Origin of the sequence: Actinotalea solisilvae (assembly GCF_016464425.1) — a bacterium.
GTDB lineage: Bacteria > Actinomycetota > Actinomycetes > Actinomycetales > Cellulomonadaceae > Actinotalea > Actinotalea solisilvae.
In genome coordinates this window covers 102,553-121,072 of the sequence record NZ_JADDKQ010000020.1, presented here as the reverse complement: position 1 = coordinate 121,072, position 18,520 = coordinate 102,553, and the positions used below count along the sequence as shown (strand labels likewise).

Genomic DNA, 18,520 nt, shown 5'->3' with positions numbered 1-18,520 from the left:
CTGCGCACCCGCGCCACACTGAGCCCAGCACCGGACGGCTGGAGGGGGCCGGGCCGTCCCGGGAGAGCCGATCGGGGACGAGCATGGAGCCGGGCCGCCACCGCGCCGACGCGCCCCGCACCCCTGCGCACCGCGCCGCTGCGCGCAGCCCCGCTGCCACCGGCGCGGCCGCACCCGGCACCGCAGCACCCCGCACCGCCGCCCCCGGCACCGCCGCCCCGGACACCACGGCAGCGGACACCACTGCCCCGGACACCTCCGCGCTCCGCACCACGGCCCACGGCCGGGACGCCGCCCACCTGCCACCCCACGCAGCGCGTCCGCTCGACGACGACGCCGCCCGCCGACCGAGCCCGCGCGTGCGTCGCGCCGCGGGCGCCGTCGGCGCGCTCGCGTGGATGGCCGCCGCGACGCCCGGCATCGCCGCGCTGCGCGACGAGGGCCTCATCACGGGCGTCCCCTGGCTGCTCGCGCTGCTGTGCGTCGTCGCCGTCGTGGTCGCGAGCGTGCCGGTGCAGCGGTGGCTCGGCGCGGGCCGGCTCGACAACCGGCCGCTGCTGCGGCTCGTCGTCGCCTTCGGCATCTTCGCGGCCGGCACCTGGACGTCGGGCTGGAGCATGCTCCTGCCCGGCGCCGCGGTGCTCGCCACCATCGTCATGCTCCAGCGCTCGGGCAGCCAGGCGTGGCCGCTCGCCGCCGCCGTCACCGTGGTGTTCACGACCGCGGGCCAGCTCGGGGTGCACGCGGGCCTGCTGCCGACCGTCCTCCCGGAGGACCTCAGCCACGTGGGGGCGGGCTGGTTGTTCGCCGTCGCCGTGCTCAGCGTGTGGAACGTCGCGACGTCGATCGCCGAGCGCGAGCGCTCGCAGGCCGCGCTCGGACGGGCCGACGCGCGCCTGCGCGCGCTCATGGACGCCTCCACCGACGTCCTGTCCGTGAGCGACCGCAACGGCCGGCTCACCGACGTGAGCCCCGCGGTGCGGCGCACCCTGGGCTACACGCCCGAGGCCCTCCTGGGCCGCTCGCTGCTCGACCTGGTCGACCCCGACCAGCGCGCCGCGGTCGCCCTCCAGCTCGCCGAGGTCGTGCGCGAGGGCCCCGGGACGCGCGCGAGCTTCGACGTGCTCGCCGTGCTCGCGAGCAGCGAGCGGCGGTGGTTCGAGTGGACGCTCCTGCAGCACGAGGACCCGCTCGTCGGCGGGCTCGTCGTCGAGATGCGGGACGTCACCGACCGCCGGCTCGCGGCCGAGGCGCTCGCCCACGCGGCGTCGCACGACGACCTCACGCGCCTGCCCAACCGCGCGGAGCTCCTGCGCCGGCTGCGGCTCGTGCTGCCCGAGGCCACGGCGGGCGCGGGCGTCGCCGTGCTGTTCATCGACCTCGACCGCTTCAAGGAGGTCAACGACACCTACGGCCACGCGACGGGCGACCGCCTGCTCGAGGTCGTCGCCCAGCGCCTGGCGGGGGGCCTGCGGTCGCACGACCACCTCGCGCGGCTCGGCGGGGACGAGTTCGGTGCCGTGCTCACCGAGGTCACCGGCGAGGACCAGGTGCGTGCCGTGACGCGCCGCCTCGAGCAGGCGGTGGCCGCGCCCGTGCACCTCGACAGCGTCCTGCTCGACGTCGAGGCGAGCATCGGGACGGCGCTCGCGTTCGACGGGGACGCCGACCCCGCCGACCTCTTCGCCGCCGCGGACGCCGCGATGTACCGCGTCAAGAACGCGCGGCGGCGGGCAGGCGGAGGTGCCCGAGCTGCTCGAGATGACGGTCCAGGACGATCTGCACCAGCCGCCGGTCCGCCCCCAACGGGGCCGTGACGACGTCGGCGCCCGCCTCGAGCAGGCGGTCGTGGAAGTACCCCGGGGCGAGCAGGTACGACGCCACGACGACGCGTCCACCGCGTCCGGCGCGCTCGACCCGCTCGCGGGCCGCCGCGACCGCGACCGGGACCCGCGGGTCGCAGCCCGAGCCGTAGCCCACGCTGACGTCCCCGCCCCGCCGCGCCGCGAGCTCCGCCACCACGCGCTCGACGGCGGCCGCCGCGCGGGCGTCGCTCGACCCGGCCGCCGCGAGCACGACGGCGTCGCGGGGTCCCGTCCCGACCTGCTCCAGGCGCTCGAGCAGCAGGTCGACGAGGCGCGGGTCCGGCCCGAGCGGGTCGGCGGCGACGGCGCGCGTCCCCTCCACGGCCGCGGCCACGTCGACGTGCACGTGGAACCCCGCCGAGAGCAGCAGCGGCACGACGACGACCGGACCGCCGTCCGGGCCGGCGTCGGCGAGGGCGTCCCGCACGACGTCGGCGACCTCGGGCTGCTGGACGTCGACGAAGGCCTCGCGGACGTCGAGCTCGGGCCGCGCCGCGGCGACCCCCGCGAGGAGGGCGTGGATCGTCGCGCGGCCGGCCGGGTCGGCGGTCCCGTGCGAGCAGCCGACGAGGACCCCGGCCGGGCCCGGGCGCGCTGCCCGGCGCCCCGACGCGGCTCCGCGCGGGCGCGGGTCGTCGGCGGGCGCGCCGAACGGCTCGGGCGGCACGACGTCCGTCGTCGTCGGCGCGCTCACCGCGGCACCGTCTCGAGGCGGTAGCCGCGCTTGACGACGGTGCGGATGAGGTCACGCGACGTCGCCTCGCGCAGCCGGGCGATCGCGACCTCGGCCGCGTGCGGGTCGGTCGACACCCCGGGCAGCACCGCGAGCACCTCCGAGCGTGGGACGACGCCGCCGCCGGCGGCGGCGAGCAGGCGGAGCACCTCGAGCCCGGTCGGCGACAGCGCGAGCACGCGGCCGTCGAGCACGGCCGCGCCGCGGTGCACCTGGAGCGGTCCGGCGACGGTCACGAGCGCCCGGGTCCGCCGGTCGTCGAAGTGCGCGACGAGCGCGCGCACGAGCGACCCGAGCCGTCCGCGGTCGGGGATGAGCGGCTCGATGCCCGCGTCGCGCAGCGGCTTCGCCGTGACAGGCCCGACGGCGGCCGCGAGCAGGTTGCCGTCGGCGAACCGGCGGCGCAGCGCGGCGCCCACGCCGGCGTCCTCGGCGACCGCGAGCCACGCGGCGGCGCCGGGCGCCGACGTGAAGACGACGACGTCGATCTCGCCGTCCGCCGCGGCACGCACCGAGGCGTCGAGCGCGGCCGGGTCGGGCGGCGGCCCCCAGCGGTAGACCACGAGGCTGCGCACCTGGGCGCCCGCCGCGGCGAAGGCCTCGTCGAGCCCGTCGGCGCCCGCGCCGTGGTGCTGGACGGCGATCCGCGAACCCGCGACGCCCTCGCCCAGCAGCACCTCGGCGATCTCGGCCGACGTCTCGGACTCCGCCACCCAGTCGGCCTGGAGGCCGGCGGCCTGGATCGCACCGCGCGCCTTGGGACCGCGCGCGACGATCCGCGCCGCGCCGAGCACGTCCAGCAGGGGCTCGAGCAGCCCGACGGCGTCGGCCGCCTCCGTCCACCCGCGGAACCCGATGCCGGTGGTCACGACGACGACGTCGGGCGGGTCCGCGATGACCGCGCGGGTCCCGGCCACGAGCGCCGCGTCGTCCGTGTGCGGGACCATGCTCATGGCGGGCGCGTGGCGCACGGTCGCACCGCGGCGCGCGAGGGCCGCGCCGAGCTCGCCCGAGCGACGGTCCGCCGTCACGAGGACGACGCACCCGGCCATCGCCTGGCTGAGGTGCGGTGCGGGTGCGGGCGCTGCGACGGCTCCGGCCGTCCCGACCGCCGTCGTCCGCGCGGGCGCCTCACCCATCCAGCAGCCCCTCCGCCGCGACCCGGCCCAGCACGATGACGGCGGGCGCACGCACGCCGACGTCGGCCGCACGCGCGACGACGTCGCGCAGCGGGGCCCGCGTCACGCGCTGGCGCGGGGTCGCGCCGTTCTCGACGATCGCGACCGGGAGGTCCGGGTCGACCCCGGCGGCGAGGGCGTCCGCGACCATCGCGGGGAGCATCGACACGCCCATGAGGACGACGAGCGTCGCGCCGTCGAGCAGCGTCTCCCGCGCGGAGGCCGTGAGGCCCTCGTGCCCGCTGAGCACGTGGAACGCCGTGGTGACGCCCCGGTGGGTGAGCGGGATGCCGGCGAGCGCGGGCACCGACATCGCGCTGCTCACGCCGGGGACGACCTCGACGGGCACGCCCGCCTCGCGGCACGCGAGCACCTCCTCGCCGCCGCGGCCGAACACGAACGGGTCGCCGCCCTTGAGCCGCACGACGGTCCGCCCGCGCTGCGCGTGCTCGACGAGGATCTGCTCGATCTCGTGCTGGGGGACGGGGTGGTGCCCCGGCGTCTTGCCGACCTCGACGACCTCGACGTCCGGGTGCAGCTCGGCGAGCACGTCGCGGGGCCCGAGCCGGTCCGTGACGACGACGTCGGCCTCCGCGAGCGCGCGCCGCCCGCGCAGCGTGAGCAGCTCGACGTCGCCCGGGCCGCCGCCGACGAGGACGACGCGACCCTGGCGGCGCCCGCCGGACCGGTCCGCGTCCGACCTCCCGCGCCGGCCGCGCAGGTCCGCGCCGCCCGCGCGGAGCGTCGCGGCGAGGTGGTCGCGGACCGCACGGCTCCGCCCGGGGTCCGCCGGGCCGGTCGAGACGACGCCGACGAGGACGTCCCCGACCTGCGTCGTCGCCGGGGTGCGCGCCGTGCCGGCGTCGGCCGCCCCCGCGTTGACGCAGAACACGCGCCGGGCCTCGGCCCAGGCGGCCACCTGGGCGTCGACCGCGCGGTCGCCGGTCGCGGTGTGCACGAGCCAGGCCTTGTCGACGTCGGACTCGTGGACCTCGCCGCAGCGCCAGCGCACGACGCGGTCCTCGACGAGCTCAGCCAGCTCCTCGCACAGCTGGGGCGCGACCACGACGACGTCGGCGCCCGCGACGCGCATCGACTGCACGCGCCGCGCGGCCACCGGCCCACCCCCGGCCACCAGCACCCGCCGCCCGCCCAGCTCGACCCCCAGCAGTGCAGTCACCCGCCCACCCCCTCCCCGAGATGCCGACTCCCGCCCGCGTGCCGCCCGGACACACCCGGGACGTCGTCATCTCGGCGAGGGGAGGAAAGGAGGGGGGTGCCGACGAGGACCAGGCCGCCGTCCGTCCGGACCGGCCACGTGCGCAGCGTGCCGTCGCCCGTGAGCGGCTCGCGGCCCACCCGGTCCAGGCAGGCGCCCGTGCGCAGGTCGAAGACCTGCTTGTACATGGGCGACGCGAGCGTCGGCGCGTCACCCCGCGACCCGACGATCCCGCGGGACAGCACGTGCGCGCCGCAGAACGGGTCGAGGTTCTGCACCGCGAGCACGGTGTCGTCCACCAGGCGCACGACGGCGACCTGCTCGCCGTCGACCAGCGCCGCGGCCCCGCGCTCGGGCACGAGGTCGGCGAGGTGGCACACCGCCGTCCACGCGGTCCGGCCCGAGGTCCCGAGGATCGTGGCAGGGCCCGCGCCCCCGACCGCGGCGGGTGCGGGGCTCGTGGTCTGCGTGCTCATCGGCGCACCTCCAGCGTGGTCCCGGCGACCAGGACGGCGCCGGCGCGGGCACCGGCTCGCTCCTCCGGGGTCGCGGGACGCACCTGCCCGCGCTCGGGGACGTAGGCCAGCGACGGGTCGGGCGTCGTCGGCGCGTTGACGAAGGACGCGAAGCGCGCGAGCTTCTCGGGGTCGTCGAGGGTCGCCCGCCACTCGTCGGTGTAGGCCTCGACGTGCGCGGCCATGGCGGCGTCGAGGTCCGCGGCGATGCCGAGGGAGTCGTCCATGACGACCGCCCGCACGCCGTCGAGCCCGCCCTCGACCTCCTCGATCCACGGCGCCGTGCGCTGGAGCCGGTCCGCGGTGCGCACGTAGTACATGAGGAAGCGGTCGATCGTCCGCACGAGCGTCTCGGTGTCGAGGTCCTCGGCGAGCAGCTGCGCGTGCCGCGGCGTGAAGCCGCCGTTGCCGCCGACGTAGACGTTCCAGCCCTTGTCCGTCGCGATGACCCCGACGTCCTTGGCGCGCGCCTCGGCGCACTCGCGCGCGCAGCCCGAGACCCCGAGCTTGATCTTGTGCGGCGAGCGCAGGCCGCGGTAGCGCAGCTCGAGCTCGACGGCGAGCGCCACCGAGTCCTGCACGCCGAACCGGCACCACGTCGACCCGACGCACGACTTCACCGTGCGCAGGCTCTTGCCGTACGCGTGGCCGGACTCGAAGCCGGCATCGACGAGGCGCCGCCAGATCTCGGGCAGCTGCTCGAGCCGCGCGCCGAACATGTCGATCCGCTGACCGCCGGTGATCTTGGTGTAGAGGCCGAAGTCGCGCGCGACCTCGCCGACGACGATGAGCCCCTCGGGGCTCACCTCGCCGCCCGGCATGCGCGGGACGACGGAGTAGGACCCGTCCTTCTGCAGGTTCGCCATGACGTGGTCGTTGGTGTCCTGGAGCGTCGCGTTCTCGCCGTCGAGCACGTGGCCCGCGCCGAGCGAGCCGAGGATCGACCCGACGACCGGCTTGCAGATGTCGCAGCCGCGCGAGCCCGCGGGCCGCGCCGCGGCGCCGTGCCGGGCGAGGATCTCGCTGAACGTCCGCAGCCCGCTCACGCGCACGGCGTCGAAGAGCTGCGCGCGCGAGAGGTCGAAGTGCTCGCAGAGCGCCGTGCTCACCGTGACGCCGGACTTCTCCAGCTCGGTCGTGACGAGCTTCTTGACCAGCGGGAGGCACGAGCCGCAGCTCGTCCCGGCGCGCGTGCACGCCTTGACCGCGCCGAGGTCGGTGCAGCCGTGCTCGGTGACCGCGGCCCGGACCGTGCCCGCGGTGACGTTGTTGCACGAGCAGACGGCGGCGTCGTCGGGAAGAGAGGTCTGCGGTCGGCCGGCAGATCCGGCGCCCTCGGGGAGGAGGTATGCCCCCGGGTCCCCGTCGAGCTGCCGCCCGAGCATGGGACGCAGCGCGGCGTACGCGCTCGCGTCGCCGACGAGCACGCCGCCCAGGAGCGTCCGCGCGTCGTCCGAGAGGACGATCTTGGTGTAGAGGCCGGCGACCGGGTCCGCGTGGACGAGCTCGAGCGCCCCGGGCGTCGTGGCGAACGCGTCGCCGAAGCTCGCGACGTCGACGCCCGCGAGCTTGAGCTTGGTCGCGGTGTCGGCGCCCGGGAAGACGGCGGCGCCGCCGAGCAGGCGGTCGACGACGACCTCGGCCATCGCGTAGCCGGGCGCGACGAGGCCGATGCAGGAGCCTTCGATGCACGCGACCTCGCCGACCGCCCAGACCGCCGGGTCCTCGGTGCGACAGGCCTCGTCGACGACGACGCCGCCGCGCGCGCCCACGGGGAGGCCCGCAGCCCGAGCGAGCTCGTCGCGCGGCCGCACGCCCGTCGCGAGCACGACGACGTCGACGTCGAGCCGGCCGCCGTCGGCGAAATCCATGCGGCGCACGGCGCCGTCCCGACCCGGGCGGAGCGACGTGGTCGAGGTGTTGAGCCGGACCGCGACCCCGGTCGCGTTGATGAGCCGGCGCAGCGCCTCGCCGCCGCCCTCGTCGACCTGGAGCGGCATGAGCCGCGGGCCGAACTGGACGACCGTGCTCTGCGCGCCGAGCGCCTGGAGCGCGCCCGCCGCCTCGAGCCCGAGCAGGCCGCCGCCGACGACGGCGCCGCGCACCGGCCGCTTCCAGCGCCGGCCGCGCTCCTCCACCCAGCCGCGCAGGGCGGCGACGTCGTCGACCGTGCGGTAGACGAAGACGCCGGGCAGGTCGGTGCCCTCGACGGGCGGGACCGCGGCGGACGAGCCGGTCGCGAGGACCAGGGCGTCGTAGGCGTAGGTGGTGACGTGGTCGGTGTCGTTGCGGCGCGCGGTGACGGTGCGCGCGTCGCGGTCGACGGCCGTGACGGTCGTGTCCCGGACGAGGCGCACGAGCGGGTCGGACCACAGCTCGGGCTGGCCGAGCGAGAGGTCCTCGGGGTCGCGGCCCGAGAAGTAGGAGGTGAGGGCGACGCGGTCGTACGGGGCGCGCGGCTCCTCGGCGAGCACCGTGACGCGCCACGCGCCGTCGGCGTCGCGGTCCCGGAGCGCCTCGACGAGACGGTGCGCGACCATGCCGCCACCGACCACGACGAGGTGCTGCGCCACCTGTCCCCCTGCACTGCCGGGCAGCTCGCGGGCTGCGTCGGGCTCCTGACCGTCACGACGGTAGGCAGGGGAGGTTTCCCCGGAGGTGCCGGGGTGTTTCGGCTGTGTCACGCCGTCGAGCGCGTCCGTCGAGTCGTCCATCGCGAGGCCTTCCGGGGAGCGGCTGGCCGGGGACGGGTGCACCCCCGGGCCTGCCGTCGACGCTAGGAAGGCCGTGTTTCACCGGCGGCGTGCGCCGGTTACCCCTGTGGAACGGTCTGCGCACACGGTCGGCCGGGCGTGTGTGAGACCCGTGGCGCGTGTCCGCTGCGGGCGTACGGCGGGGCGTTGCCCGCCGGCGTCGGGCGGTGTGACGCTGGGCCGCGACCCAGGAGGCGCCCATGAGTGCGACCACCCCGGCGACCCGCGAGGACGCCACCACGCTCTACGAGCACGTCGGCGGGGAGCCGGGCATGCGCCGGCTCGTCGAGGCCTGGTACCCGACGGTCCTCGCCGACCCCCTGCTGCAGCCGCTGTTCGGCGCGGGTCACGCCGACCACGTGCCCCACCTGACGGCGTTCCTCGCGGAGGTGTTCGGCGGCCCGCGCACCTACACGGACCGGCTCGGCGGCTTCGCGGCGCTGCTCGATCACCACCGCGGGCTCCGGATCACCGAGGCGCAGCGCGCACGGTTCGTCGAGCTCTTCCTCGCCGCCGCCGACGACGTCGCCTGGCCCGCGGACGCGCGCACGCGCACCGCCCTGCTCGAGTACCTCGAGTTCGGCACCGAGGTCGCGGCGCAGAACTCGCACGCGGTCGCGGAGGCGGACCTCCACCCGTGCCAGGAGGTCCCGCGCTGGGACTGGTGAGCGGCGCGGGTCCCACGACGTTCGGGGCCCGACGCCCGCGTCAGGCCTTGCGCCAGCCGGCGCCGTGCTTCTTGTGGACCGCCTGGCGCGTGACGCCGAGCACCGTCGCGATCGCCGCCCAGGACGCGCCGCGGTTGCGGGCGCGCCGCACGAGGACGGCCTCCTGCCGCTCGACCTCCGTGCGCAGGGCGCGCAGGGCCGCGAGCGCCGAGATGGGGTCCTCCCCCTCGGCCTGGGCCACGAGACTGCTCATGGTGTCGTCCTTCATCGAGTTCCTTCGCTGACGCCTCCGGAGGTGTGTCAATCGTGGTTGACAGACCCCGCGTTGTCAACCGTGGATGACGGCCGCGGGGGTGCCGGGCCCGCCGGACCGGCCTCCCCGACGGGACGAACCGCCCGCCCTAGACTCGCGACCATGTCGAGTGCGCCACCTGAGGGCCTCACCGCCCCCGGTGGAGAGGGGGCGCGGCCGGTCCCGGGGCCCGGGGTCGGCGGCACGGGCGCGCCCGCGGCGGCCCACGAGGCCCGCGAGGTCCACATCGTCGACACGCCCGCCGCGCGCGTGCACCACCCGGCGGACCTCGTCGGCGTCGTGCTCTCGGCGCTCGGGATCGCGCTCGTGGTGGTCATCGGCATCTACGCGCGCGGCACCACGACCGGCGTGACCGAGGACGTCCAGGACTTCGAGACGGTCATCCAGCGCCTGCTCATCGTGCCGGTCGCCGTGATCGAGGGCCTCATCACGGTGCTCGTGCCGCTCGCCGTGCTCGCCGAGCTCGTGCTCCGTCGCCTCCTGCGCCACGCGGTCGAGGCGGTCGTGGCCGCGATCCTCACCTTCGGCGCCGCGCTGCTCGCGGCGTGGATCATCACGCGCTTCGGCGTGCCCGTGCTGCGGTCGTCGTTCAGCGTCTGGACCAACGGCGTGCGCGAGGTCATCATCCCGCCGGCCCTCAGCGCGACCGCGGCCCTGCTGACCGTCGCGGGTGCGCGCAACCGCCGTCGGACCGTCGGGCTCTCGTGGAACCTCGTGTGGCTGGCCCTCGGCGTCGCGCTCATCAGCGGCGTCCTCACGCTGCCCGCGGCCCTCATGACGGTGCTGCTCGGCCGCCTCGTCGGGCTCGGCGTCCGGTACGCGTCGGGCGTCCAGAGCGAGCGCGCGTACGGCGACTCGCTGGTCGCGGGGATCCGGCGCGCGGGGTTCGAGCCCGTGTGCCTCGTGCGCGTCGGCGACCTGACCGACGACGACCCGGCCGCGACGACGCCCCGCGCCGAGCCGGTCGTCGCCGCGCCGCGCGCGGACGGGAGCGGTGCCACCGCCGGGACGACGGACGCGGGCGCCGTCCCGCCGTCCTCCGCGACGGCGCCGTCGTCGGCGTCGCCCCCCCACGCGACCGACGGCGAGCCCGCCGACCTCGCGGCCGTCGCGATCACGCGGCACAGCGACAACCGCGTCTACGCGATGACCACCGACGACGGCGAGCGCCTGGACGTCGTCGTGCTCGACGGCGACCGCCAGGTGGTCGGCATCCTCGTGCGGTTCTGGCGCTCCCTGCGCCTGCGCGGGCTGGACGGGCGCGCCGTCGTCTCCCTGCGCCAGGCGGCCGAGCGCGCCGCGCTGCTCGCGCACGCCGCGTGGTCCGCGGGGGTGCGGACGCCGCGGCTCCTCGCGCTCGCCGAGGCCGAGGACTCGATGCTGCTCGTCCAGCAGCACGCGTACGGCGCCGTGCCCCTGCGCGACCTGCCGCCCGAGGCGCTGAGCGACGAGGTGCTCGACGCCGTCTGGGACCAGCTCCGCATCGCCCACCAGGCGGGCCTCGCGCACCGCGCGCTCACGTCCGACGCCGTCCTCGTGGACCTCGAGCCCCCCTTCGTGCCGCCGTCGCCGCCCGCGCCCGACGGCACGCCCGCGCCGGTCGAGGCGGCCGGGCCCGTCGTGCTGCTCACCGGCTGGGAGTCGGGCGACGTCGCGTCGTCCGACCTCGCGCGCCGCATGGACCTCGCCCAGATGCTCGCCCTGCTCGCGCTGCGGGTCGGCGCCGAGCGTGCGGTCGGGTCGGCGGCGCGCGTCTTCACCGACGAGGACCTCGTCGCCATCGGCCCGCTGCTGCAGACCATCGCGATGCCGCGCACGACGCGCGAGGAGGCCCGCGAGCGCAAGGGCGTCCTCGCGGAGGTGCGCGAGGCGCTGCTCGCGCAGCTGCCCGAGGCCGACGTCGAGCCGCAGCGCCTCATCCGGTTCGGCGCGCGCACCGTCCTCACGCTCGTGCTCGGGATCGCGGCCGCGGTGCTCGTCATCACGCGCCTCAACTTCGCCGAGATCTCCGCGGCCCTCGTCGACGCCGAGCCCTGGTACGCGGCCGTCGCCTTCGGCATGGGCATGGCGACCTTCCTCGGGTCGGCCATGGCGCTCGTCGCGTTCGCGCCGGTCAAGCTGCCGCTGTGGCGGGCGACGCTCGTCCAGGTCGCGGGCTCGTTCGTCGCGCTCGTCGCGCCCGCCGGCGTGGGGCCCGCGGCGCTCAACCTGCGGATGCTCACGCGACGCGGCGTCTCGAACACGCTCGCGGTCGCGTCCGTCGGGCTCGTGCAGGTGTCGCAGTTCATCACCACGCTGCTCCTGCTGCTCGTGCTCTCGCTCGCGTCCGGCAAGCCCATGCAGCTGCCGTCGCGCACGGTCCTCGTGTCGGTGGCGATCGTCGCGGCGGCCCTCGCGGCGGCGATGCTCGTCCCGGCGCTGCGGCGCTGGGTCGCGTCCAAGACGCTGCCGCTGTGGCGCCAGACGTGGCCGCGCCTCGTCCAGCTGCTCGGCCAGCCCAAGCGGTTCGCCGTCGCGATCGTCGGCAACCTCATCATGACCGTCGGCTACCTCGGCGCGTTCCAGGCCAGCCTCGCCGCGTTCGGCGAGGCGCTGCCGCTCATCGACCTCGCGCTCATCTACCTGCTCGGCAACACGGCCGGCGCGCTCGTGCCCACGCCCGGCGGCCTCGGCGCGATCGAGTCGGCGCTCACCATCGGCCTCATCAACGGCGGCGTGCCGGGCGCCATCGCCGCGTCGGTCGTCGTGCTCTTCCGCGCGCTGACCTACTGGGCGCGCATCCCGTTCGGCTGGCTCGCGATGCGCACGCTGCAGCGCACGGGCGAGCTCTGACGCACGTCGCCGGACCGGCGGGCTCCGGCCCGGCGGACGTCAGAGGCCGGCGTGCCGCGCTGCCCACGCGGCCGCAGCGGCCCGCGACGTGACGCCGAGCTTCGTGCGCACGTTGGCGACGTGCCGGTGCACCGTGTGCGGGCTGAGCACGAGCTCGCGGGCGATCTCGGCATCCGTGAGACCGGCGGCGACGAGCCGGAGCACCTCGAGCTCGCGTGGCGTCAGCGCGCGGTCGGACCGGCCCGGCGACGACGTCGGACGGGCCGCCCGCCCCTCGAGGTGAGCGACCGTCGCGTCGACCACCGCCGTCGCGTCGCCGAGCCACGGGAGGTGGTCCTCGCCCGCGAGCGCGACGAGCCGGGCGTTGGGGACCCGGGCGGCGAGGTCCTCGCCGAGCGCGAACGGGATCGCCCGGTCGCCGCGACGGTGGAGCACCAGGGTGGGGACCGCGCCGAGGGCGGGCAGCACCGCGCGCGCGTCGAGGGCGTACGCGTGCCGCAGCTGGGCGGCCGCCTCCTCGGGTGTCCCGAGCGTGCGCTGCGACCGCGCGAAGCGGTCCCGCTCGGCCGCGCTCGCGCTCGGCATGAAGACGTCGGCGAGCACGCGCGACCCCAGCCCCCAGTGGCCGCGGACGACGTCGAGCATCGCCGCGCGCGCCGCATCGGACGCGACGTCGGTGCCGCGCGCGTACCCGCCGTAGAGGACGAGGTGGGTGACCCGCGGTCGCCGCACCGAGAGCTCGGCCGCCGCGCCGGCCGCGACGCCCGCACCCGAGCTGGCACCGAGCATCGCGACCTCGTCGAGGCCGAGCGCGCCCACCAGCCCGGTGAGCACCGCGACCTCCTCGGCGAACGACGCCGGCGGCGGCCCGTCGCGGGCGGAGAGCCCGGTCCCCGGGCGGTCGTAGCGCACCACACGCGCGTGCTCCCCGAGGCGGGTCACGAACCGCCGGAACCGCGCGTCCCGCCAGTCGACCGCGAGGTGGCTCGACCACCAGCCGGCCACGACGAGCGGCGGCCCGGAGCCGGTCGCGGCCCAGGCCACGGAGCGGCCGCCCACGTCGGCGTGGTGCACCCGCTGCTCGTCGCCGCGCACGCCTCGACCCTAGCGAGGCGCGCCACGCGGGGGCACGCGTCCCCTGCTCGACCGCGTCCGTCCCCCCGGTCAGGTGCGACGGGTCACGTGGTGCTCCCACGCACCGTGGGTCGCCGCCCGCGACGGCGTCGCCGTCCCGACCACGAGCGGCCGGACGATCCCCGGCATGCCCGTCCACTCCGCCCGGTGCAGCGTGCGGACCTCGAACCGCGCGGTGATCGCGGCGAGCAGGTCGCGGTCGCAGCGGCAACCCCCGGCGCACCCCGCCCAGGGCCCGGCGAGGCGGGTCTGCCACCGGCCGAGCGCGGTCCCCGCGGCGTGCACGTGCTCGACGAAGAGGAGTCGCCCGCCCGGCCGGAGCACGCGCGCGACCTCCGACAGCGCGGACTCGACGTCGCGCACCGTGCACAGGACCAGCGTCGACACCACCGTGTCGACGGACGCCGTGGCGACGGGCAGGTCCTCCGCCGGGGCCGCCAGCACCTCGGCCGCCCGCCCCGAGGCGGCGAGCCGGGCGCGTGCGCGGTCCGCCATGGGCGCCACCGGCTCCGTGAGGACGAGCTCCTCGACGTCCGCGGGGTAGTGGGCGAGGTTGAGGCCGGTGCCCGTCCCGATCTCCAGGACGCGGCCGCGGGCCCCCGCGAGGAGCGCGATGCGCCGCCGCTCCAAGCCGAGCCGCTCGCCGCGGGCGAGGAACGGGTCGTAGACCGTCGCGCCGAGGCGCGCTCGCAGGGTGGCGGACCGCGGGTGGGCGCGGCCGGTCGTCGTCGTGGGCGTGGTCACGGGTGTGGTCGCTGCGGTGGTCGCGGGCGTGGTCGCCGTGCCGGTGGTGCCGGCGGTCGTCGTCGTGGTCATGGTGGTCACTCCGGCCGTGAGCGGGATGGGATCCCATCGCACCGCCGGACGACGCCGCCGCGCGTCGCGCGGACCGGCCATCTCCCGGATGGCCCGATCGGGCCACCCGGCGGCTCGGCGACCCGCTCAGTGACCCGAGGTGACCTTGAGCCCGACGACGCACCCGATCAGCCCCACGATGAGCAGCACCCGCAGGAGGGAGGCCGGCTCGGTCCCGGTCGCCATCGCGTAGACCACCGTGAGGCCGGCCCCGATCGCGACCCACACCGCGTACGAGGTCCCCACCGGCAGCGCGGTCATCGCGTAGGCGAGCCCGCCCATGCTCATGAGGAGCGCGACCGCGAAGACGACGGTCGGGCCGGGTCGCGAGAAGCCCTCCGAGCGGCCGAGGGCCGTGGCCCACACCGCCTCGAGCACTCCCGACAGGATGAGGACGATCCAGTGCACGGCTGCCTCCCAGGACGCCGTCGTGTCTGTCCGGGTACGGTGCCGCTCGTCCGGTGGCCCGCCTCGGGCCGTGACCAGTCTCCCCCACGCGGCGGAGCTCCGGCCACCGGGGTCGTCCACGCGGACGACCCCGCGCGCCGTCGGACGACCTAGGGTCGTGGCCGTGACCGATCTCGTCCGCGCGACCCGCCTCGAGGTCGGCTGGACCGACCGCCCCGTCTGCGCCCCCGTCGACCTGCGCGTGCGCGAGGGCGAGGTGCTCGCCCTCGTGGGCCCCAACGGCACCGGCAAGTCCACGATCCTGCGCGCCGTCCTCGGGCTGCTCGAGCCGCTCGGCGGCGAGCTGCGCGTGCTCGGCGAGGAGGTCGACGAGCGCCGCGCGGCCTTCCGCGCCGCCGTCGCGTCCGTGCTCGACGACGACGCGTGGTTCCCCGGCCTCACCGCGCGCGAGCACCTGCTCCTCACCGCGGCGGGGCACGGCGTGACCTCGACGACGACGGCCGTCGACGCCGTCCTCGACGTCTTCGGCATGACCGACGAGCAGGACGCGATCCCCACGGCGCTGTCCTCGGGCCAGCGGCGCCGGCTGCTCCTCGCGGCGGCGTTCGTGCGCCCGCGCCGACTGCTCGTGCTCGACGAGCCGGAGGCGCGGCTCGACACGTCGATGCGCCACCGCCTGGCGGGGCTGCTCGCCGAGGAGGCCGCCCAGGGCACCGGCGTGCTGCTCGCGACGCACGACCCGGTGCTGCTCACCGCGCTCGGCGCCGACGCCGTCCTCGTCGGCGAGGACCGCTGCCGGCGCGTCCGCGCCGCGCAGGCGGTGGCCGCGATGGCGGAGGTGTGAGGCGCGCATGACCCTGCCCGAGCTCGTGCGCGGCGCCGTCCCGTCCGGCCGCCACGTCCGCCGGATCACCGAGGACATCGAGGGGGCCCGCACCGGACGTGGCTTCGGCGACGTCGTCTCGGACCTCTGGTACGCCGTCACGTGCGTCGTCCTGCTCGCGGTGACGGCCTACGGCACGGCCGCGGTGGTCCAGGAGGCGGCGACCGCCGCCCAGCCCGACGCCGTCCCGATCGGCGAGGCGGGCACGGTGCTCGTGCTCGTCGCGCTGTGCGGCGGCGTGCTCGCGCTCGGCACCCGCCTGGGCCCCGTGGCGCTCGGGGGCGGGGGCGCGGGGTGGTGGCTCCCGATGCCCGTCGACCGGCGCGGGCTGCTGCGGCCGTCCGTGCTGCGCTGGCCCGCGATCGCGCTCGCCGCGGGCGTCGTCGCGGGACCGCTCGCCGCGCTGTCCCTGGGCCTGCCGCCGGCCGTCGGCCCGGCGCTCGCCTGGGCCGCGCTCGGCGGGGGCGCCGCGGCCCTCGTGGGCGCCGTCGCCGCCGTCGTCCAGCAGCGGCCGGCCGACGCACGTGGCCTGCGACGCCGCGAGCGCGCGCTCGCGGGCGTGGGCGACGGCGTCGTCGCGGCGGCGGTCATCGGGCTCGCGGTGCTCGTGCTCACGGGCGGGTGGCCGGGCTGGCACCTCCACCGCTCCGCCTGGGTCGGGCTGCCGCTCCTGGTCGCGGCGGCGGGCCTCACCGCGCTCGCCGACCGCGGGGTCGAGCGCCTCGACGGCGCGACGCTCCGCCGCCTCGGGTCGCTGGGCCAGCGCGCCCAGGTGGCGGTGCTCGCGCTCGACCTGCGCGAGCTCGGCCGCGCGCTGACCAGCGTCGAGGCGCGCGACCGACGGCGCTCCTGGCGGCTGCGGGCGCGCGGCCCGCGGAGCGCGGTGGCCGTCGCGGACCTCACCCTCCTCGCGAGGTCGCCGCGTGCGCTGGTGCAGATCGCGGTGCTCGCGCTCGTGGCCGTCGTCGCCGCGCGGTCCCCGGTGGTGGGGACGGGGATCGCCCTCTACCCCGTCCTGCTGCTCACGGGCTTCTGGGCCGCGAGCTCGGCGGCCGCGGGCGCGCGCCACGGCGAGCTCGTGCCGGCGCTCGACCGGTCGCTCCCGCTCTCGGCGCGGCAGGTGCGGGTCGCGCGGGGTGCGGCGCCGCTGGTCGCGGCGGTCGTCTGGAGCGCGGTCGCCGTCGCGACGCTCCCGGGGCTGGCCGCCGTCGCGCCCGTCTGGGCGGTCGTGCTCGCCGCCGCGGCGGTGCGGTCGGCCTACCGTCCGCCGCCGAAGCTCCGGCAGCCCGTGATCGCCTCGCCCATGGGCGGGGCGCCGCCCACGACGGGCATGACGCAGGGCGTCGACGTCGCCCTCCTGGGCACGCTGCCCACGGCGCTCGCGCTCTACGTCGGCGTCCTCTCGCCGACGCTGCTGGCCGTCCAGTGGGGCGTGGCCGCCGCGGTCCTCGCGGTCGCCCTCGCCGTGACCGGACGACGGCCGAGCGCCTGACGCGTGGGGGGCGACGTCGCCCCGTGCGCCGTCCGCGATGGGCGCGCACCGGGTCTGGACCTCCGTCGCCGTAAGGCGTAACTTACCGTTCGTGCCTACTTACGGAACCGTCCTCGAGGCGCTCGCCGACCCCACCCGCCGGATGGTGTTCGAGCGCGTCGCCGCGCGGCCCCGACCGGTGGGGGAGATCGCGCACGGCCTGCCCGTGAGCCGGCCCGCCGTCTCGCAGCACCTGCGCGTGCTCAAGGTCGCGGGTCTCGTCCGCGACCGCGCCGTCGGCACGCGGCGCATCTACGAGGTGGACCCGGCCGGTGTGGCCGCCGTGCGGGCCTACCTCGACCAGTTCTGGACCGACGCACTGCAGTCCTTCGCCGCCGCGGCGGAGGCCGATCCCGAGGAGCGCCCGTGACCACCGTCGAGCCGATCGTCAAGAGCATCACCGTCCGCGTCCCGCAGGAGCGGGCCTTCGAGGTCTTCACCGCCGGCATGGACCGCTGGTGGAACCGCGAGTACAGCATCGGGGCCCAGCCGCTGGAGACCGTCGTGCTCGAGCCGCGCGAGGGAGGCCGCTGGTTCGAGCGCGACGCCGCGGGCGGCGAGTGCGACTGGGGCCGCGTGCTCGCGTGGGAGCCGCCGGGCCGCGTCGTGCTCACCTGGCAGGTCTCCGCCGGGTGGACCTACGACCCGGCGCTCGCGACCGAGCTCGAGATCCGCTTCACGCCCGTCGACGACGGCGCGACCGAGGTCCGGCTCGAGCACCGCGGCCTCGAGCAGTACGGCGACGCGGCCGCCGCGATGCGCGCCGCGCTCGACGACCCGACCGGCTGGGCCGGCCTGCTCGAGCGGCTCGCCGAGGCGACGGTCCCCGCGGCCTGACCGGCGCTCGCGACCGTAGCGGCCGCAACCCGAACCCGACGGCGTCGACCCGATGAGGTCGGCGCCGTCGGGTGGTCCACCCACTCGGGAGACACCGACGAGAGCGCTGGGAGCAGGGCATGGGCCTCATCACGATCGAGACGTTCGCGACGCTCGACCTCGTCGGGCAGGCACCCGGCGGACCCGAGGAGGACCCCGAGGGCGGCTTCCCGTTCGGCGGCTGGCAGGCGCCGCTGCTGGACGACGTCGGCGGGGACCAGGTCGCGGCCGCGTACCGGGGCACCGACGCCCTGCTGCTCGGGCGGCGGACCTACGACATCTTCGCCGCGTACTGGCCGCACCAGCAGGGCGGCCCGGACGACGACATCGCCGCCCTGTTCAACCGGATCCCCAAGTACGTCGCGTCGCGCGGCACGCCCGACCTCTCGTGGGCCGGCTCGACGCTGCTGGGCCCCGACCTCCCGGCAGCGGTCCGCGAGGTGCGGGACCGGCACGAGGACGTCAAGGTCGTCGGCAGCCTCGACCTCGTGCAGACGCTGCTGCGCGAGCGGCTGTTCGACCGCCTGGACCTGTGGCTGCACCCGATCACGCTCGGCGTGGGCAAGCGGCTCTTCGAGGGCGGCGTCGTGCCGACCTCCCTCACGCTGCTCGACCCGCCGGTCGCCGGCCCGTCGGGCACCGTCTACCTGCGGTACGCGCTCGCCGACGGGACGCCCCGCACGGGCGACATGGGTGCGCCCGACCGCGGCCTCACCGAGGCGTGACGCCCCGCGCCGCCGCACGCCGACGCGCCGCC

Annotated in this window: 17 protein-coding genes and 1 riboswitch; of the genes, 8 read left to right on the top strand and 9 right to left on the bottom strand. The window is 77.1% G+C overall.

All coding sequences use genetic code 11. From position 1 onward, the window contains the following. Positions 1–83: 83 nt before the first annotated feature. Positions 84–1,817 (top strand): GGDEF domain-containing protein, encoded by a 1,734-nt coding sequence (locus JIG38_RS15845; protein ID WP_199424783.1) that lies wholly within the window; start codon positions 84–86, stop codon positions 1,815–1,817. Here JIG38_RS15845 and JIG38_RS15840 read toward each other — a convergent pair. From JIG38_RS15840 to nirB, 5 genes are all read right to left on the bottom strand, one after another. After that, positions 1,714–2,559: a sirohydrochlorin chelatase gene (locus JIG38_RS15840; RefSeq protein WP_307844977.1), complete on the bottom strand. Its 846-nt coding sequence runs from the start codon at positions 2,557–2,559 to the stop codon at positions 1,714–1,716. The two genes, JIG38_RS15845 and JIG38_RS15840, sit on opposite strands and share 104 nt — an antisense overlap. Beyond that, positions 2,556–3,650, bottom strand: a complete 1,095-nt coding sequence (locus JIG38_RS15835) for a uroporphyrinogen-III synthase (protein ID WP_199424827.1) — start codon at positions 3,648–3,650, stop codon at positions 2,556–2,558. The genes JIG38_RS15840 and JIG38_RS15835 overlap by 4 nt, the downstream gene beginning before the upstream one ends. Positions 3,651–3,729: 79 nt before the next feature. Further along, positions 3,730–4,956, bottom strand: coding sequence for a uroporphyrinogen-III C-methyltransferase (cobA, locus tag JIG38_RS15830; protein ID WP_199424782.1), 1,227 nt, complete (start codon positions 4,954–4,956; stop codon positions 3,730–3,732). Then, the gene (gene nirD / locus JIG38_RS15825) at positions 4,953–5,471 is read right to left on the bottom strand and encodes a nitrite reductase small subunit NirD (protein WP_199424781.1); all 519 of its coding nucleotides are present in this window, start codon (positions 5,469–5,471) and stop codon (positions 4,953–4,955) included. The genes cobA and nirD overlap by 4 nt, the downstream gene beginning before the upstream one ends. Then, a complete protein-coding gene (gene nirB / locus JIG38_RS15820) occupies positions 5,468–8,083 on the bottom strand; it encodes a nitrite reductase large subunit NirB (protein WP_307844976.1) in 2,616 nt (871 codons plus the stop codon). Before nirB ends, nirD begins: the two co-directional genes overlap by 4 nt. Before the next feature lie 380 nt (positions 8,084–8,463). On the opposite strand from nirB, the gene JIG38_RS15815 reads away from it, so the two are divergent. Continuing rightward, positions 8,464–8,931: a group II truncated hemoglobin gene (locus JIG38_RS15815; protein WP_199424779.1), complete on the top strand. Its 468-nt coding sequence runs from the start codon at positions 8,464–8,466 to the stop codon at positions 8,929–8,931. A gap of 40 nt (positions 8,932–8,971) precedes the next feature. Here JIG38_RS15815 and JIG38_RS15810 read toward each other — a convergent pair whose 3' ends face one another. Further along, positions 8,972–9,184: a hypothetical protein gene (locus tag JIG38_RS15810; RefSeq protein ID WP_233405109.1), complete on the bottom strand. Its 213-nt coding sequence runs from the start codon at positions 9,182–9,184 to the stop codon at positions 8,972–8,974. Positions 9,185–9,346: 162 nt separating this feature from the next. On the opposite strand from JIG38_RS15810, the gene JIG38_RS15805 reads away from it, so the two are divergent. After that, the gene (locus JIG38_RS15805) at positions 9,347–12,076 is read left to right on the top strand and encodes a lysylphosphatidylglycerol synthase transmembrane domain-containing protein (protein WP_199424777.1); all 2,730 of its coding nucleotides are present in this window, start codon (positions 9,347–9,349) and stop codon (positions 12,074–12,076) included. 39 nt (positions 12,077–12,115) lie between these two features. On the opposite strand, the gene JIG38_RS20365 is transcribed toward JIG38_RS15805, so the two are convergent. The 3 genes from JIG38_RS20365 to JIG38_RS15790 all read right to left on the bottom strand — a co-directional run bounded on the left by JIG38_RS20365 (position 12,116) and on the right by JIG38_RS15790 (position 14,473). After that, on the bottom strand, positions 12,116–13,171 hold the full coding sequence (locus JIG38_RS20365) for an alpha/beta fold hydrolase (protein ID WP_199424776.1): 1,056 nt from the start codon (positions 13,169–13,171) through the stop codon (positions 12,116–12,118). Between the two features lie 69 nt (positions 13,172–13,240). After that, positions 13,241–14,026: a class I SAM-dependent methyltransferase gene (locus tag JIG38_RS15795; protein WP_199424775.1), complete on the bottom strand. Its 786-nt coding sequence runs from the start codon at positions 14,024–14,026 to the stop codon at positions 13,241–13,243. Between the two features lie 126 nt (positions 14,027–14,152). Beyond that, positions 14,153–14,473: a DMT family transporter gene (locus tag JIG38_RS15790; RefSeq protein WP_199424774.1), complete on the bottom strand. Its 321-nt coding sequence runs from the start codon at positions 14,471–14,473 to the stop codon at positions 14,153–14,155. Between the two features lie 11 nt (positions 14,474–14,484). After that, a riboswitch (guanidine-III (ykkC-III) riboswitch) is annotated at positions 14,485–14,547 on the bottom strand. 89 nt (positions 14,548–14,636) lie between these two features. On the opposite strand from JIG38_RS15790, the gene JIG38_RS15785 reads away from it, so the two are divergent. The 5 genes from JIG38_RS15785 to JIG38_RS15765 all read left to right on the top strand — a co-directional run bounded on the left by JIG38_RS15785 (position 14,637) and on the right by JIG38_RS15765 (position 18,488). Then, on the top strand, positions 14,637–15,317 hold the full coding sequence (locus JIG38_RS15785; protein ID WP_307844975.1) for an ABC transporter ATP-binding protein: 681 nt from the start codon (positions 14,637–14,639) through the stop codon (positions 15,315–15,317). Positions 15,318–15,324: 7 nt separating this feature from the next. Next, positions 15,325–16,848, top strand: coding sequence for a DUF6297 family protein (locus JIG38_RS15780; protein WP_199424772.1), 1,524 nt, complete (start codon positions 15,325–15,327; stop codon positions 16,846–16,848). A gap of 91 nt (positions 16,849–16,939) precedes the next feature. Next, positions 16,940–17,257, top strand: coding sequence for an ArsR/SmtB family transcription factor (locus JIG38_RS15775; protein ID WP_307844974.1), 318 nt, complete (start codon positions 16,940–16,942; stop codon positions 17,255–17,257). Continuing rightward, on the top strand, positions 17,254–17,724 hold the full coding sequence (locus tag JIG38_RS15770) for an SRPBCC family protein (protein ID WP_199424770.1): 471 nt from the start codon (positions 17,254–17,256) through the stop codon (positions 17,722–17,724). Before JIG38_RS15775 ends, JIG38_RS15770 begins: the two co-directional genes overlap by 4 nt. A 119-nt stretch (positions 17,725–17,843) precedes the next feature. Beyond that, on the top strand, positions 17,844–18,488 hold the full coding sequence (locus JIG38_RS15765) for a dihydrofolate reductase family protein (RefSeq protein WP_199424769.1): 645 nt from the start codon (positions 17,844–17,846) through the stop codon (positions 18,486–18,488). The last annotated feature ends 32 nt before the right edge of the window (positions 18,489–18,520 follow it).